Here is a 16,984-nt window from a genome sequence, read left to right as displayed (position 1 = left end):
TCGCTGTGCAACAAAAAACCCCCCGTGCCTAGTGGCAAGCGAGGGGAGCGCGTCGGAGCGGTTCGCTGGGCATCATCAGGCCCTGGCTTCAGCCGACGCGCTTTCCAAGTACGAGAATTCGGGTGCGCATGGCACTGACCCTCCCCCCGCCGTGCACCGAGTGTCAAGTGGGTGGGACGGAGGTCTCACTATTTGAGCGCAATGGCGGATGTCCGAGCGAATCCGGACCCGTCGGAGCGCCCCGCCGGGCGGGCACTCCGCTGCCGCTGAGCACCACCGCGCGGCCCTCTCCCGCGGGGTCGGGCACCGGGTAACTCCCGCGGCCCAGGGCGCTCCGCAGCCGGGGTTCGTCCATCGGCCCGGCGAAGGCCAGGCCCATGCCGTGGGTGCAGCCCATGGAGCGCAACGCCAGGACCTGCTCGGGCAGATCGACGCCGTCCGCGACGGACTGCATCCCGAGATCGGCGGCGATCCGCAGCAGCCCGGAGGTGATCTTGTGCAACCGGGGGGACTCCACCACGCCGTCGACCAGTCCGCGGTCCAGCCGCACCACGTCGATGGGCAGCCGGCGCAGCGCGCTCATCGCGGCGTACCCGCTGCCGAAGCCGTCCAGCGCGATCCGTACGCCCAGCCGGCGCAGCGCCACCAGGCGGCGCTCCAGCTCGTCCAGGGGGATGCGGGGGTCACTTTCGGCCAATTCCAGGACGATCGAACCCGGCGGCAGGCCGTGCCGGGTGAGCAGCGCCTCGACGGCCTTGGGGGATGTCCCGTGACGTTCGCCGCCGAGCAGACGGCGGGCGGAGAGCCGGACGGCGACCGGGACGGTGTGGCCCGCGCGGTGCCGCGCCGCGGCCTGCTCCAGGGCCGCCCCCAGCTGCCAGCGGCTCAGCTCCGCGGCGCGCTCGCCGTCCTCCGTGCGCCGGCCGCGGTCGCCGACCCGGAGGAACTCCGCGGGGGTGAAGAGGATGCCCTCGGCGGAGCGCCAGCGGGCGTGCGCCGCGATCGCGGTGACTTTGCCGCTGGTCAGCTCCACCACGGGCTGGTGCAGCAGCGCGAACTCGCCCTCGTGCAGCGCCGTACGGAGCTTCGTGGCGAGCTCGGCGCGCTGCACCACCTCGGCCTGCATCTGCGGGGCGTACATCTCGACCCGGCCCTTGCCCGCCTGCTTGGCGCGGTACATCGCCATGTCGGCATTGCGCAGCAGAGCGGCCGGGGTGATGCCCGGGTCGGCGAAGGCGACGCCGATGCTGGCGGCGACGCGGACGTCGCGGCCGTCGATGCGGTACGGCTCGGAGAGCTTCATGCGCAGCCGGTCGGCGATCTCATGGACGCGGAATTCGCGCTCCCCGTGGTCGCGGGTGCCCTCGCCCGTGATCAGCGCGGCGAACTCATCGCCGCCGAGCCGTGCCGCTATGTCCCCCGAGCGCACCGATTCGCCGAGCCTGCGGGCGGCCTGCACCAGCAGTTCGTCGCCCGCCTGGTGGCCGATGGTGTCGTTGACCTGCTTGAAGCCGTCCAGGTCGATGTAGAGCACGGCGGTGTCGTGGTCGCTGGCGCGGCGGCCCGTGACGGCCTGGTTGACGCGTTCGGTGAACAGCGCGCGGTTGGGCAGGTCGGTGAGCGCGTCGTGCGAGGCGTTGTGCTGGAGCTGGGCCTGGAGGCGGACCCGTTCGGTGACATCGCGGGAGTTGAAGATCAGGCCGCCGTGATGGCGGTTGACCGTGGACTCGACGTTCAGCCAGCCGTCGCCGCCGGAGCGCTGCGCACCGGCCCGGAAGCGGCATTCGATACGGGTGGTCGGTTCCTTCTCGGGGGCGGCGGCGAGGAACCTGCGCACCTCGTGCACCACCCGCCCCAGGTCCTCGGGATGGATCAGCGCGGCCAGCTCGGAGCCGACCAGCTCCTCCGCATCGCGGCCGTACACGCCCGCCGCGGCGGGGCTCACATAGCGCAGCACACCGGTCGGGGCGGCGATCATGATGACGTCGCTGGAGCCCTGCACCAGGGAGCGGAAGTGGTTCTCCTTCTGGGCCAGCTCCTGGGTGAGGGTGATGTTGTCGAGCAGCATGATGCCCTGGCGGACGACCAGTGCCAGGACGACCGTGCAGCCGGTGAAGAGCACCACACGGTCGATCCGCCGTCCGTCCAGGACATTGGTGAGGATGCCCAGGGTGCACACGGCGGCGGCGAGATACGGGGTCAGGGCGGCGAGGGAGCCCGCGATGGGCCGGCTGCCGGGAAGCTGCGCGCGGCGCGCGGCGCGCTGGAAGTCGTCACCGGCCCGCCGGGGGTCGTCGGCGGCGGTCCCGGCCGTACGGCGCGCGACCCATGGCGCGTACGCGAGCAGTATCGAACCGGCGAACCAGCCGGCGTCCAGGATCTGGCCGGAGCGGTAGTGGTCGCGCAGCAGCGGCGAGCTGAACAGGGCGTCGCACAGCACCGTCAACGCCAGTGCCGCGATGGCGGTGTTGACGGCGGAGCGGTGCACCGAGGAGCGCCGGAAGTGCAGCGCGAGCACCATGCTCACCAGCACGATGTCCAGCAGCGGATAGGCGAGCGACAGCGCACCCTGGGCGACGCTGGTGCCCTGGAAGTGCGTGGTGTGGGCGAGCGCGAGGCTCCAGGACAGGGTGAGCAGGGAGCCGGCGATCAGCCAGGCGTCCAGGCCGAGGCAGACCCAACCGGCCCTGGTGACCGGCCGCTTGGCGAGCACCAGCAGACCGACGATGGCCGGCGGCGCGAACAGCAGGAAGCAGAAGTCGGCGAGGGACGGGCTGGGCACCGGGGCCCGCAGGACGACTTCGTACCAGCCCCATACGCCGTTGCCGACGCCGGCCATTCCGGAGGAGGCGGCGAACAGCATCCAGGCCGGCCGGAAGCGGCTGCCGCGGTGCCGGTGGGCGTACAGTCCGCAGGAGACGGCCGCCAGCAGGGCGGCGACACTGAGCCCGAAGTCCCCCATGAACAGGGCGACTTCCTCCGATCCCCAGCCGAGGGCCGCGCCGACGGCATAGCCGCCGCAGACCACGGCCAGGGTGATTTGCGGTACCACGCTCGGCGGACCGCCGGCCGGTGCCGGCGGCCGGGTGAGCACCGCCCCCGGGGCGCTCACCGTGCTCTCCCGCTCGCCCGCCCGCGACCACGTCGCGACCGGCGCACCTGGAGGTCCAGCGCTATTCCCTCGGGCGCTCGTGGATCGCGCGTCTCGCGATTCGCCCATCGGCCGTACATCGCCCGTCGCCCCCCTCGAGTTCCGGATCCTTCGCACGGCGCCGCACGGACCCCGGCGTCGTCCCCGATCGGACGATACACCAGTCCGTCACTCAGGGATATAGGTCTTCTACGGAGCGTGACTGGCTGGGGAGCGGTGGAAACCCTTTGCAGTCGTACGGCCTCGTAGAGCTACTCGCAACCGTTCCGGTCGGCCGTGGCCACCACGTTCCGCAGCGGCTCCCCGGCGGCGAAAAGCGCCAACTGGTCGCGCAGAAGCCGCTTCGCGCGGGGCAGGAAGGCAGAACTGGGGCCACCGACGTGTGGAGTGATGAGCACGCCGGGAGCGTGCCACAGCGGATGTCCCGCGGGCAGGGGTTCCGGATCGGTCACATCGAGTGCCGCGCGCAGCCGTCCGGACGCCAATTCGGGGAGCAGCGCACCGGTGTCGACGATCGCCCCGCGGGCGACGTTCACCAGGAGTGCGCCGTCCTTCATCCGGGCCAGAAAATCGCGTCCGACCAGGCCACGGGTCTCGTCGGTGAGCGGAGTGGCCAGGATGACGACGTCCGCGTCGGGCAAGAGGGCGGACAAGGCGGAGAGTGGAAGCACGGGACCGCGCACGGTTTCACGGGCGGTGCGCGCGATGCGCGAGACCCGCGCGCACTCAAAAGGTGTGAGCCGGTCTTCGATGGCACTGCCGATCGAACCGTACCCCACAATGAGGACGGACTTGTCGGCGAGCGCCGGCTGGAAGCCCGCCCGCCATTCCTCCGCGTCCTGGCCCCGTACGAATCCGGGAATTCCGCGCAGCGCCGCCAGCGTCAGGGTGAGCGCGAGCTCGGCCGTACTGGTGTCGTGCAGTCCCTGGGCGTTGCACAGTTCGGCACCGGACGGCATCGAGGGCAGGCCGGGCAGCATGTGCTCGATCCCGGCGGTCAGCGTCTGTACGGCCCGCACCCGGCCCATCAGCGGCAGCGGCCGCCGGCAGACCTCCGCGCCCTTCATGTAGGGGACGGCGTAGAAGACGCACTCGGCGGGGTCGGCCGGGTAGTCGGGGCCGGCGTCCCAGTGGAGGTAGCGGAACCCCTCGGGCAGGCCGTCGATCTCGTCGGGCGGGATGGGGAGCCAGACGTCCCGGGCGGGGCTGGGGCGGTGTGCTGTTGCCATGACCGCAGGCTATGCGAAGAGGTGTTTGGTTCAGACGTTAGTTTGGTGAAGGCCCTTGATCGGGGGCGAGGGGACGGAGGCACGACCAGGTGGAGCGCAGGACGATCGGTGCGGCGGCCCTCGAAGTGGGCGCTGTCGGACTGGGCTGTATGCCGATGAGCTGGGGGTACACCGCATCGCAGCGCAGCGGGGAGGGCTCGCTGCGGGCCGTGCACACGGCGCTCGACCGGGGCTGCACCCTGCTGGACACCGCCGACATGTACGGCCCCTTCACCAACGAACTGCTCGTCGGACGGGCGCTCAAGGAGCGGCGCCGGGACGCCTTCGTCTCGACCAAGTGCGGGCTGCTGGTCGGCGAGCAGCACATTGTCGCCAACGGGCGCCCCGGCTATGTCAAACGCGCCTGTGACGCCTCGCTGCGCCGCCTGGGGACCGACCGCATCGATCTCTACCAGCTGCACCGCGCCGACCCCGAGGTGCCCATCGAGGAGACCTGGGGCGCGATGGCGGAGCTGGTGGCGGCGGGGAAGGTGCGGTCCCTGGGGCTGTGCGCGGTGGGCGCGCGGGCGGTGCGGCCGTCCCGCGCGACCCGTACCGACCGCCGGGCGGGCGCCGGGCGCCGCCTGCCGTCGCGGATGCACGACGGCACACTGCGCCAACTGGAGCGCATCCAGCAGGTGTTCCCGGTCAGCAGCGTCCAGGCCGAACTGTCGGTGTGGTCGCCGGAGGCGCTGGAGGCGCTGCTGCCGTGGTGCGAGTCCCGGGGCGTCGGCTTCCTGGCGGCGATGCCGCTGGGCAACGGCTATCTGACCGGCACGCTCACCCCGGGCCAGGGCTTCGAGCCGGAGGACGTACGGGCCCGCCACCCCCGCTTCACCGCCGAGATGATGGCGGCGAACCAGCCGGTGATCGCGGGACTGCGGCGGGTCGGCGCCCGTTACGGCGCGACGCCCGGCCAGGTGGCGCTGGCCTGGGTGCTGGCCCAGGGCCGCCATGTGGTCCCCGTACCGGGCACCAAGAAGGAACGCTGGGCGGCCCAGAACGCCAAGGCGGCGGAACTGGTGCTGAGCAGGGAGGACCTGGCGGAGATCGCGAGTCTGCCGCCCGCCCGGGGGTCCTGGTACTGAGCGCGGGCCGAGGGGCGTGCCGCCTCCCGCCCCACCCGCCACGATGTGGTCTCCTTGTCCCGCCCGCAGACGAGAGGATTCCCGCCGTGCAACGCCGTTCCCAGACCGCCGTGTTGGCCGCCGCTTCGCTGCTCCTGGCGGCGGGGTGTTCTTCCGGCGGCGCGCCGGCCGCCACCGGGGGCGGGTCCGCCACCCCCAAGGGCAGGAGTTCCAGCGCACCGGCCTCACCGCGCGCCACGCCCTCGAGCACCGCGCCGCCAGCCAAGGGCTCGGTCAAGGTGGCCGGCACCCTGACCACCGGCCTGAAGTCGCCCTGGGGGGTCGCGGTGCTGCCGGGCGGGGATCTGCTGGTGGCCTCCCGGGACACCGGGAAGATCGTCCGGGTGTCGGCGGACGGCGGGAAGACCACGGAGCTGGGCTCCGTGCCGGGCGTGGACCCGGGCGGCGAGGGCGGGCTGCTGGGGATCGCGGTGTCCCCGTCGTTCGGGGTGGACCACCAGGTGTACGCGTACTTCACCACCGCGTCCGACAACCGCATCGCGCGCATGATCTACGACGAGAAGCGCCCCCCGGGCGACCAGCTCGGTGCCCCCGACACGATCCTGCGGGGCATCCCCAAGGGCCAGATCCACAACGGCGGCCGGATCGCGTTCGGCCCGGACAAGATGCTCTACGCCGGGACGGGCGAGACCGGCGACATGGGGCTCGCGCAGGACAAGAAGTCGCTGGGCGGCAAGATCCTGCGGATGACGCCGGACGGCGAGCCGGCGCACGGCAACCCGAGCGCCGATTCGGTGGTCCTCGACTGGGGCCACCGCAATGTGCAGGGCCTGGCCTGGGACGACGACAAGCGGCTGTGGGCCTCGGAGTTCGGGCAGGACACCTGGGACGAGCTCAATCTCATCGAGCCGGGAAAGAACTACGGCTGGCCGGAGGTGGAGGGCAAGGCGAAGGGGGGCAAGGCGGGCCCCGGGTTCACGGACCCGGTCGAGGAGTGGCGGACCAAGGACGCCTCGCCCAGCGGCATCGCCTACGCCAAGGGCTCGATCTGGATGGCCTCGCTGCGCGGCGAGCGGCTGTGGCGGATCGCGCTGAACGGTACGAAGCCGGTGGGCGCCCCGCAGGCCTTCCTCAAGGGCACGTACGGGCGCTTGAGGACCGTCGTCGCGGCCGGCGACGGCTCGTTGTGGCTGGTCACCAGCAACACCGACGGGCGCGGGCACCCGGCCAAGGGCGACGACCGGATCCTCCGCCTGAAGGTGAGCTGATCCCTTTCCGGTCGGAACGGTCCCCTTTCCGGCTGGAACCGTCCTCTTCCGGCCGAACCCATCCCTTTTATGCGCGACTTGCCTACACTCGGGTTCGGCGTGGGGCATCTCCCGTCTGCGGGGGCGGGCCACGCCGGAAGGGGGCACGTTGGCGTGCTGAACGCCGTGGAGGAACTGTTCGCACCCGGCCGTCGGCACACCGACGAGGAGCGCGAGAAGATGTCGCTCGTCGTCGACGACGTGGGGGACGGCGATCCCTGGGACGGCCCGATAGACCTCGCGTCCGGGACCGTCGTCGTCCGGGCACCGCGGGCGCGGCCCGCCGCGGAGGACGCGGGCTGAGCCGGGGCCCCCGGCCGCCGCGCGCGGTGGCGTTCCGGCGTCAGCGGACGGCCCTGCGGAACACCTGCCGGGAGCCGCCCTCCGGGCCCGGCTCGGCGGCCTCGGCGGGACCGAAGCCGAGGGCGCGGTGGAAGGCGCGGGCCCCACTGGCGACGGCGCCGGGATGATCGGCCCCGAAGGTGATCACCTCAAGGGTTCCCGGGCCCCGCGGCGACCGGCGCCGTGGACCGGCGGATGTTCCGCGCCACCGCGGCACGGAAACCCGGATCGTCGGCCATCGGGCCGGACCAGTGCTCCACCTGGGCCGCCAGGGCCCGGAAGCCGGGGGCGTCCCGTTCCGCGCCGCGCGGACGTGCACCGGCGGCCCGTCCGTCCAGGGCGCCGCCACCGGGCCCGTCACCGGACCGTCGGCTCCCCGAACAGGCGCAGCCGATGGGCCACCGCACCCGCCTCGCCGCGGCCGGAGACGCCCAGCTTGGCGAGGATGTTGGAGACATGGACGCTGGCGGTCTTGGGCGAGATGAACAGCGCGTCGGCTATCTGGCGGTTGCTGCGGCCGTCGGCGACCAGGCGCAGGACGTCGCTCTCGCGGCGCGTCAGACCCAGCGATTCGGCGGGGACGGCCGGCGCCCCCGGCTCGGCGGGCTCCGGGGACGGCTCGGCGGGCGCGGTCCGGCCGGGGAGGGGTATGCGGGCGCGCTGGGCGAGGAGTTCGACCTCGTCGGCCAGCGGGCGGGCGCCCATCGCGGCGGCCGCGGTGTGGGCCCGGGCGAGGAGGAGTACGGCGGCCTCGCGGGGGGTGCGGCCGTCGAGGCCGGCGGTCGCCCGCTCCGTGCCGTGCAGCAGCGATTCGGCCCAGCGGTAGCAGGCCCAGGCCAGCGCGTGCGGGCGTTCCATCGGCTCGAAGGCACCGACCGCCGCCGCCCAGGCGTCCGGCGCCTCACGGCCCTCGGCGCGGCGGAGTTCGGCCTCGACCGCCAGGCTGTAGGCCTCCCAGACCGGGGACAGCCGGGGCAGCAGCTCGGCGGCGTCCCGGATGCGGGCGAGGATCCCGGCCCGGCCGGGCCCGGCGGCGGGCAGCCCCCGGGCGTCCGACTCGGCGGACGTGGCCGACCACAGCAGCGGCCAGGCATAGCGCGCGGTGCCGGGCGGGAAGCCGGCGTCCAGCGCCTGCTGGAGGATGTCGCGGGCTTCGAGGAGCCGCCCCTGGGCCGCGGCGATGCGCAGGGCGTGGCGGCTCATCGGGATGATCTGCTGGGGCTGGCAGTCGTGGCTGCCGTAGCTCTCCTGGGCGAAGGCCAGTTCGCGCTCGGCCGCGGCGAGGTCGCCCGTCTCCAGGGCGAGGTCGACGCGGCGGCTGACGGCCAGCACCATGGAGCGGGCGCTCTGCGACAGGCGGGCGGCATCGGCGGCGGCCCGGCGCGCCTCCTCCCAGCGGCCCAGCGAGTGCAGCGATTCGGCGAGGTTGCCCGCCACCCAGCTGGCGGTCTCCTTCAGGCCGTAGCGGACGGTCAGTTCGACGCCCCGGGTCGCGACGTCGACCGCCTCACGGGAGCGGCCGACGCCCTCCAGCACGGAGGGGAGGTTGATGTGGCCGCGGCCGACGACGGCGAAGTAGCTGCGGTCCATGGCCAGAGCGAGGACGGTACGGAATTCGGTGAGGCCGCCCTCGACCTCGCCCGCGTCGACGCTCAGGTTCGCCAGCGTCAGCCGGGAGTTGAGCTCGGCCTCTTCGTCGCCGACCGACCGGGCCAGCTCCACGGCCTGTTCGGCCGTCGCGAAGGTGCCCGGGCCGGGTTCGTGCAGCATCTGCCAGCCGGCGACGCCGGCCATCACCGCGGCGTGCACGGAGGACGGCGGCAGCCCGCGCATCAGCTCCTGCGCCTTGCCCAGGTCCTCCCAGCCGTCGCCGCGGCCGGTGCGCTGGACCAGCCGGGAGCGCTGCAGAAGGAACCAGGCCTCCCGGTGGGGGTCGTTCTCCGCGCGCAGCGAGCGCAGGGCGCGCTTGGTGATCGTGAAGGCCCGCTCGCCGTCGCCGGACATCCGGGCGGCCACCGTGATCTCGGCGAGCAGGTCGAGGAAGCGCAGGGCGTCGTCGCCGCAGCCGCATCCCGGATACGCCTCGGCGGAGTCGACCGGACGCACGTTCTGGCGGACCTCCACGGGGGCGTCGTCCCACAGCTCCAGGGCGCGGTCCAGCAACCGCAGCTGCTCGGCGTAGGCATGGCGGCGACGGGCCTGGACGGAGGCGGCCAGGACGGCGGGCAGCGCCTTGGCGGCGTCATGGGCCTTGTACCAGTAGCTGGCCAGGCGGGCGGCGCAGGCGTCGGCGCGGACCAGGGTGCGATCGGCCTCCAGGGCCTGGGCGTAGCGGCGGTTGAGGCGGGTGCGCTCGCCGGGCAGCAGATCGTCGACGACGGCCTCGCGTACCAGGGCGTGCCGGAAGCGGTAGCCCGTACCGTCCTGGGTGGGCACCAGGGTGTTGCTGCCGACGGCGGACCGCAGGGCCTCGATGAGGGCGTCCTCGGACATCTCGCAGACGGCGGCGAGGAGTTCGTACTCGACCGTGGAGCCGCCCTCGGAGGCGATCCGCACCACCCGCTGGGCGTCCTCGGGGAGCGCCTCGACGCGCACCAGCAGCAGATCGCGCAGCGGGTCGCTGAGGCCGTGCAGACAGCCGTCGGCGAGGCTGCGGGCCAGCTCCTCGACGAAGAAGGCGTTGCCCTCGGAACGCTTGAAGACCCGGTCGACGGTGTCCTCTTCGGGCTCGCTGCCGTTGATCCCGGCGATCTGGGAGCGGACCTCTTCGCGGTTGAAGCGGGCCAGCTCGACGCGCCGGACCGTGCGCATCCGGTCGATCTCGGCGAGGAAGGGGCGCAGCGGATGGCGGCGGTGGATGTCGTCGGAGCGGTAGGTCGCGACCAGGAGGACGTCGGCGTCGTGCAGGGCGCGCAGGAGGTAGGCGAGGAGTTCGCGGGTGGAGCGGTCGGCCCAGTGGAGGTCCTCGATGACGATGACCAGGCTGCGGTGTGCGGCGAGCCGCTCCAGGAGGCGGGCGGTCAGCTCGAAGAGGCGGGCGCGGCCGATCTCCTCATCGTGGGTCTCGCCCGCGGTCTCCCCCAACTCGGGGAGGATGCGGGCGAGTTCCCCCTCCTGTCCGGCGACGGCGGCGGCGAGCTCGTCGCGCAGATGGGCGTTGAGGGTGTGCAGGATCGCGGAGAACGGTGCGTACGGCAGGCCCTCGGAGCCGATTTCGATGCAGCCGCCGAGCGCGACCAGCGCGCCCTGGGCGCGGGCGGATTCGGTGAACTCCTCGATCAGCCGGGTCTTGCCGACCCCGGCCTCGCCGCCGATGAGCACCGCCTGCGGCGCGCCGGACGCGGCGATACGGGCGAGCGCGTCGCGCAGGGCGGCGAGTTCGGCCGTGCGGCCGACGAACACGGGACTGACGGACCTGGTCTCCACGGTGCTGAGCATCGCACAGAGGTCCGACAATCCGGCAGTGCGTTTCCTCTCCCGACCTGCCGGGCCCGGCATGACGGGGGTCAGGCGGTGGCGCGGCGCACCCGCGCCCACCGGCTCCGTCTCACCCGCCCTTCCGGTTCGTGGTGTCCGGAACGGGCCGCGGCGAGCCGCCCCTCGGTCGCCTCCCGCACCAGGCGCTGCTGGTCGGCCTCGCGGCGGAGCTCCTCGTAACGGATGCGCAGTGCCAGCTCGGAGCTGTACATGGTGTCTCTCCCGATGTGGTGGTGGCCTTGCGGCCTCGACTGCTTGTCGATGTGCTCAAGCTTCGTCCCCCAGGGGGGTCCACCACATCGGGAGAGTGCCCGATCTTCCTGCCCGTACGGGCCTTAGAAACCCGTGGGGCGATCCCTACGGTCCTTAGAAACCGCCGGGGTGCGCCGTACGGTCCTTAGAAACCACCGGGTTCTTCCCGAGGGGTCTTAGGGACGTGGAGAGAGACCGGCACCCTCGGCCGCGCGGACTCAGGCACCCGGTGCGCCGCCCTTGGGGATGCTGGGCATGCTCGCGAACAGGTCGAGGTACATGCCGGCCGAGATGAAGAGGCCGAGCACGCCGAGCGCCAGGCCGCCCCAGGCCACGGCCCGTACCCAGGTGGTGCGCGCGCGGGTCAGCGTCACCGCGGCGACGATCATGGCGAGCAGCGCGAAGACGCCGTTGACCAGGGCGGTGGTGTGCCAGGGGGTTCCGTAGACGGCGGCGATCTGGTCGGTGGTCCGGCGCGCCTGAAGGTTGATCTGGCCCATCAGGGTCTGCCGCTCGGCCATCAGGGTGCCGAGCCAGGTACCGGTGACGGAGGCGAGGCCGAGCCCCGCGGCCACCACGGCACCGGCGCCGGCGGCGACACCGGCGGCGGGCCGGGCGTCCGGCTGACCGGCCGTGCCCTCGTCCTCGGCCTCGTCCGCCGCCTCGGCGGGGGCCGCGTCGCCCGGCTCGGTGCCCTTGTCACCGGCGTTCTCGGTGGCGGTGTCGGTGGCGGTCTTCTCGGCCGCGTCCGCCGCGGCGGCGGTCTCGTCGTCGGTGCGCTTGTCCGTAGTCGTCGTTCCCATGGGCGCGACGGTAGGTGCCGCGTCTGAGAGTCGGATGAGAGCGGCGGCACGAGGACGGCGGGACGCGGCGCCAGACCCCCGGCCGGGGCGGTGTCCCAGCTAGACCCCGACCAGCGGGTTCTCCTCGTCCCGCGGGCCGGGCGGGGCGACCGGGCCGGCCTGCGGTGGCGGTTCGATGCTGATCCGGGGCAGCCGGCGGTCCAGCCAGGCGGGCAGCCACCAGTTGGCGCCGCCGAGCATGTGCATCAGGGCGGGGACCAGCAGCGTACGGAGCACAAAGGCGTCCAGGGCCACGGCCGCGGCCAGCCCGATCCCGAACATCGCGATGATCCGGTCGCCGCTGAGGACGAACGCCCCGAACACCGCGATCATGATGACCGCCGCGGAGTTGATCACCCGGCTGGTCTCGGCGAGGCCGACCCGTACCGCCCGGCGGTTGTCGTGCGTCAGCTGCCACTCCTCGTACATCCGGGAGACCAGGAACACCTGGTAGTCCATGGACAGCCCGAAGAGCACCGACACCATGATGACCGGCAGGAACGGTTCGATCGGCCCGGCGCTGCCCAGCCCCAGCAGCTCGCTCCCCCACCCCCACTGGAAGATCGCGACGACGATCCCGAAGGACGAGGCGACCGCCGCGACGTTCATCAGCGCGGCCTTCACCGGGATGCCGATGCTCCGGAAGGCGAGCAGGAGCAGGACCGATCCCAGCGCGACGACGACGCCGACGAAGAGCGGCAGCTTGCCGACGATGACGGAGGCGAAGTCGTCGTAGCTCGCGGTGATCCCGCCGACGTGCACCCGCATCGTCGTGCCGTCCGCGGCGTCCGGGAGGACGTCGCCGCGCAGCCGTTGCACCAGGTCGGAGGTCTGCTGGGACTGCGGGGAGCTGGTCGGTACGACGGTGATCACGCCGGTGGTGCGGCTGCCGTCGAACTCGGGTCCGCCGACCTGGGCGACGCCGGGTACCTCGCGCAGCCGGTGCGGCAGCTTGTCGAAGGCGAGCCGGTCCTTGGCTCCGTCGAGGCTGCCGACCAGCGTCAGCGGGCCGTTGAACCCGGGGCCGAAGCCGCTCCGCGCATCGCCGCCGGTACCGCTTCCGTCGGCGCCGCCCGCGAGCAGGTCGTACGCCTTGCGCGTCGTCGAGGTGGCCGGATTGTTGCCCTGGTCGGAGGTGCCCAGGTGGAGCCCGAGGGTGGGCAGCGCCAGGACGAGCATGACGGCGGCCGCGGTCCCGCCCAGCAGCTTGGGGTGGCGCTCGACGAAGGAGGCCCAGCGGGCGGCGATGCCGGTGGGCTGTTCGGGCCGCGGGCCGTGGCCGGCCAGCCGCCGGCGCTCGCGGCGGCCGAGCGCCCGCATCCCGATCAGGCCGAGCAGCGCGGGCAGCAGGGTGACGGAGGCGGCGACGGTCAGGACGACGGTGAGCGAGGCGGCGAGCGCGACGCCGTTGAGGAAACCCAGCCGCAGGATCAGCATGCCGAGCAGCGCGATGCAGACGGTGGCGCCCGCGAAGACGACCGCGCGGCCCGACACCGACACCGCCCGTTCGGCGGCCTCCTGGACGGACAGCCCCGCCCGCAGTCCCTTGCGGTGCCGGGTGACGATGAACAGCGCGTAGTCGATGCCGACGCCGAGGCCGATGAGCATGCCCAGCATGGGCGCGAAGTCGGCGACGGTCATGGCGTGGCCGAGCAGGGTGATGGCGGCCGAAGCGGTGCCGACGGCGGCCAGCGCGGTGACGATCGGCAGGAACGTCGCGGCGAGCGAGCCGAACGCAAGGAACAGCACCACGGCCGCCACGCACAGCCCGATGACTTCAGGCAGCTGGGCGCGCGGCGCCTCGGTCAGCGCGATCCCGGCGCCGCCCAGTTCCACCTGGAGGCCGTGGCCGGAGGCGGCCCGAGCGGTGTCGACGACCTTCTTGACCTGGTCCGCGTGCAGTTCATCGGTCGGCCGGTCGAAGACGACGGTGGCGTAGGCGGTGTGCCCGTCCCGGCTGATCTGCCGCTGCGGGTGGGGGGAGCCGTCGCCCGCCCGGCCGTAGGGGCCGTGCACCTGGGAGACCCCGGGCAGCCCGGCGACGTCCCGCAGCGCGTGCGTCATCCGCTTCTTGACCGCGCCGGCCCGCACCGATCCCTTGTCGGTGTGCCAGACGATGGTGTCGCTGTCCCCGGACTGCCCGGGAAACGCCTTCGCCAGCAGGGCGCCGGCCTGCCCGGACTCGGTCCCGGGAACCTCGTAATCGGTCGAGTACGCGGAGCCCGTCACCCCCGCGGCGGCGGCCACCCCTGCGAAGGCGGCGAGCCAGAGAACGATCACCACGATGCGGCGCCTGAAACACCACCGAGCCAGAGCGGTCACGGACCTCGTCGTCTGCTTCCGGGTTGGGCGTCGATAACTCCCGGGTGACGGGTGGTGCCGAGCGCGGATGTACGGGGACGGGGGCCCACCAGGTTCCGACGGGCCTTCCGCTGCGAGCAGGGTGGCAGCCCGAAAAGATCCATAGGCCCCTTTGTGGACTTCCCCACACAGGGTGGCAGACGAACGGCCGGGCACACGGGATCAAGGACCCGCGGGCGGGTGCGGGCGCCCCGCTCGTACTGCGGTGCGCGGTGGCCGGGGTGGGCACCGGAGGCGGGCGCCGGCCCGCGTTCCGGCCGGTCCGCGTGCCGCCCGCGCGGACGGGGCCGGTCCGCGTCCGGCCGGCTCAGGCCTGGATCAATGCCGGCGCCAGTTCACGGAGTTGATCGAGCCCCAGCTCACGGCCCGCCGCCACCGGCTGGACGGCCACGTGGTCGGCGCCCGCCTCGTGGTGCTCGCGTACCCGCCGCCGGACGGCGTCCACGTCGCCCCATGCCACGATCGCGTCCACCAGCCGGTCGCTGCCGCCGTCCGCGAAGTCCTCGTCGCCGAAGCCGAGCCGGCGCAGGCTGCCGGTGTAGTTCGGCAGCTGCAGATAGAAGCGCGTGTGGTGCTCGCGGGCCAGGGAGCGGGCCTTCGCCGGGTCGGACTCCAGCAGTACGGCCTGTTCGGGGGCGAGCAGCGGGCCGGTGCCCAGGGCCGCTCGGGCGCGGGCGGTGTGCTCGGGCGTCACGAAGTACGGATGGGCGCCCGCCGCCCGGTCCCTCGCCAGTTCCAGCATCTTCGGGCCGAGGGCCGCGAGCACCCTGGCGGGCGCGGGACCGTCCGGGCCGTCGTACGGGGCCGCGTCCATCGCGTCGAGATACTCGCGCACCGCCGTGAGTGGCTTGGCGTAGGTGTGCCCCCGCCGGTCGACCAGCGGGGCGTGGCTGGCGCCCAGGCCGAGCAGGAAGCGGCCGTCGTACGCCTCGGCGAGGGTGTGCGCGGCGGCCTTCGCGGCGGCCGCGTCCCGGACCCAGATGTTGGCGATGCCGGTGGCGACCGTCATCCGTGCGGTGGCGGCCAGCAGCACGGCGGCCCGGCTGACCGCCTCCGTGCCCGGCCCCTCCCCGAACCACAGGGCGCCGTAGCCCAGTCGCTCGATCTCGGCGGCCGCCCGCCGGGCGGTCGCGGCCGACACCCGGCCGAGGCCGCCGTGCCAGACACCGACCGGACCGATCCGCGAAGCGAGAGCCTGCTGCTGCACCGTTTCTCCACTGGCCGAGGGGGCGGCCCGGCCGCGTCCGTCCCGCGGGGGCCTCTCCCGATCACAGCACCGCGGCGCACTCCGGCATTCCGGGCCGGGCCGATCGGGTGGGCGCATGCGAAAGCGGCCGCCCTCCCGGAGGAGAGCGGCCGCTTCGTGGTACCTGGCGGGTGGGGCGTCAGCCCTCGACACCCAGCCGTTCCAGGATCAGCTCGCGCACCCGGGCCGCGTCGGCCTGCCCGCGCGTCGCCTTCATGACCGCGCCGACCAGGGCGCCGGCCGCGGCCACCTTGCCGCCGCGGATCTTGTCGGCGATGGCGGCGTTGGCGGCGATGGCCTCGTCGACGGCGGTGCCGAGGGCACCCTCGTCGGAGACGACCTTCAGGCCGCGCTTCTCGACGACCGTGTCCGGGTCGCCCTCGCCGGCCAGCACGCCCTCGATGACCTGGCGGGCCAGCTTGTCGTTGAGCGAACCGTCGGCCACCAGGGCGGTGACCCGGGCGACCTGGGCGGGGGTGATCGGCAGGGCGGCCAGGTCCACACCGTCCTCGTTGGCACGGCGGGCCAGCTCGCCCATCCACCACTTGCGGGCCGAGGCGGAGTCCGCGCCGGCGTCGACGGTGGCGGTGATCAGGTCGACCGCGCCCGCGTTGAGGATCGACTGCATGTCGTGCTCGGAGATGCCCCACTCCTCGCGCAGCCGGTTACGGCGCACCCGCGGCAGCTCGGGCAGGGTGCCCCGCAGTTCCTCGACCCACTCGCGCGCGGGGGCCACCGGCACCAGGTCCGGCTCGGGGAAGTAGCGGTAGTCCTCGGCGTTGTCCTTGATGCGGCCGGCCGTCGTGGAGCCGTCCTCCTCGTGGAAGTGCCGGGTCTCCTGGATGACCGTGCCGCCCGAGGACAGCACCGCGGCGTGGCGCTGGATCTCGAAGCGGGCCGCGCGCTCCACGGAGCGCAGGGAGTTGACGTTCTTGGTCTCCGAGCGCGTGCCGAACTTCTCGGTGCCGTTGGGGCGCAGCGAGAGGTTCACGTCGCAGCGCATCTGGCCCTGCTCCATGCGGGCCTCGGACACGCCCAGCGCCTTGATGAGCTCGCGCAGCTCGGCGACGTAGGCCTTGGCGACCTCGGGGGCCCGCTCGCCCGCTCCTTCGATCGGCTTGGTGACGATCTCGATCAGCGGGATGCCGGCGCGGTTGTAGTCCAGGAGGGAGTGCGAGGCGCCGTGGATACGGCCCGTCGCGCCACCGACGTGCGTGGACTTGCCGGTGTCCTCCTCCATGTGGGCGCGCTCGATCTCCACGCGGAAGACCTCGCCGTCCTCCAGCTGTACGTCGAGGTAGCCGTCGAAGGCGATCGGCTCGTCGTACTGGGAGGTCTGGAAGTTCTTCGGCATGTCCGGATAGAAGTAGTTCTTCCGGGCGAAACGGCACCACTCGGCGATGGAGCAGTTCAGGGCCAGGCCGATCTTGACGGCGGACTCGACGCCGATCGCGTTGACGACCGGCAGCGAGCCGGGCAGGCCCAGGCACGTGGGGCAGGTCTGCGAGTTGGGCTCGGCGCCCAGGGTGGTGGAACACCCGCAGAACATCTTGGTCTTGGTGCCGAGTTCGACGTGCACCTCGAGCCCCATGACGGGGTCGTAGGTGGCCAGCGCGTCCTCGTACGACACCAGGTCGGTGACAGTCACGG

At 73.1% G+C, this 16,984-nt stretch carries 11 protein-coding genes and 1 pseudogene; 3 read left to right on the top strand and 9 right to left on the bottom strand.

Annotated elements, in window-relative coordinates:
• Positions 1–163 precede the first annotated feature (163 nt).
• On the bottom strand, positions 164–3,112 hold the full coding sequence (locus tag ACIGWZ_RS30500) for a putative bifunctional diguanylate cyclase/phosphodiesterase (protein WP_400069944.1): 2,949 nt from the start codon (positions 3,110–3,112) through the stop codon (positions 164–166).
• A 290-nt stretch (positions 3,113–3,402) separates the two neighbouring features.
• Positions 3,403–4,380 (bottom strand): 2-hydroxyacid dehydrogenase, encoded by a 978-nt coding sequence (locus ACIGWZ_RS30495; protein ID WP_400069943.1) that lies wholly within the window; start codon positions 4,378–4,380, stop codon positions 3,403–3,405.
• Between the two features lie 89 nt (positions 4,381–4,469).
• Here ACIGWZ_RS30495 and ACIGWZ_RS30490 point away from each other — a divergent pair, with 89 nt between their 5' ends.
• From ACIGWZ_RS30490 to ACIGWZ_RS30480, 3 genes are all read left to right on the top strand, one after another.
• Complete coding sequence (locus ACIGWZ_RS30490; RefSeq protein ID WP_400069942.1) at positions 4,470–5,507, top strand: aldo/keto reductase; 1,038 nt, start codon at positions 4,470–4,472, stop codon at positions 5,505–5,507.
• Between the two features lie 86 nt (positions 5,508–5,593).
• Positions 5,594–6,775: a PQQ-dependent sugar dehydrogenase gene (locus ACIGWZ_RS30485; RefSeq protein WP_400069941.1), complete on the top strand. Its 1,182-nt coding sequence runs from the start codon at positions 5,594–5,596 to the stop codon at positions 6,773–6,775.
• 153 nt (positions 6,776–6,928) lie between these two features.
• Positions 6,929–7,117: a DUF6191 domain-containing protein gene (locus tag ACIGWZ_RS30480; protein ID WP_400069940.1), complete on the top strand. Its 189-nt coding sequence runs from the start codon at positions 6,929–6,931 to the stop codon at positions 7,115–7,117.
• A 40-nt stretch (positions 7,118–7,157) separates the two neighbouring features.
• Here ACIGWZ_RS30480 and ACIGWZ_RS30475 read toward each other — a convergent pair.
• From ACIGWZ_RS30475 to gatB, 7 genes and pseudogenes are all read right to left on the bottom strand, one after another.
• Positions 7,158–7,494: pseudogene (locus ACIGWZ_RS30475) on the bottom strand (hypothetical protein).
• A gap of 19 nt (positions 7,495–7,513) precedes the next feature.
• Positions 7,514–10,594, bottom strand: coding sequence for an AAA family ATPase (locus ACIGWZ_RS30470; RefSeq protein ID WP_400069939.1), 3,081 nt, complete (start codon positions 10,592–10,594; stop codon positions 7,514–7,516).
• Positions 10,595–10,662: 68 nt separating this feature from the next.
• On the bottom strand, positions 10,663–10,845 hold the full coding sequence (locus ACIGWZ_RS30465) for a hypothetical protein (RefSeq protein WP_400069938.1): 183 nt from the start codon (positions 10,843–10,845) through the stop codon (positions 10,663–10,665).
• A 258-nt stretch (positions 10,846–11,103) separates the two neighbouring features.
• The gene (locus ACIGWZ_RS30460; RefSeq protein WP_400069937.1) at positions 11,104–11,688 is read right to left on the bottom strand and encodes a hypothetical protein; all 585 of its coding nucleotides are present in this window, start codon (positions 11,686–11,688) and stop codon (positions 11,104–11,106) included.
• A 99-nt stretch (positions 11,689–11,787) separates the two neighbouring features.
• Positions 11,788–14,049 (bottom strand): MMPL family transporter, encoded by a 2,262-nt coding sequence (locus ACIGWZ_RS30455; RefSeq protein WP_400069936.1) that lies wholly within the window; start codon positions 14,047–14,049, stop codon positions 11,788–11,790.
• 346 nt (positions 14,050–14,395) lie between these two features.
• Positions 14,396–15,295 (bottom strand): LLM class F420-dependent oxidoreductase, encoded by a 900-nt coding sequence (locus ACIGWZ_RS30450; RefSeq protein WP_400069935.1) that lies wholly within the window; start codon positions 15,293–15,295, stop codon positions 14,396–14,398.
• Positions 15,296–15,473: 178 nt separating this feature from the next.
• Positions 15,474–16,982, bottom strand: a complete 1,509-nt coding sequence (gene gatB / locus ACIGWZ_RS30445) for an Asp-tRNA(Asn)/Glu-tRNA(Gln) amidotransferase subunit GatB (protein ID WP_400069934.1) — start codon at positions 16,980–16,982, stop codon at positions 15,474–15,476.
• Between the last annotated feature and the right edge of the window lie 2 nt (positions 16,983–16,984).

This window comes from Streptomyces sp. NPDC053427 (genome assembly GCF_044544985.1).
Taxonomy (GTDB): Bacteria; Actinomycetota; Actinomycetes; order Streptomycetales; family Streptomycetaceae; genus Streptomyces.
This window is presented reverse-complemented; position numbering and strand designations above follow the sequence as displayed.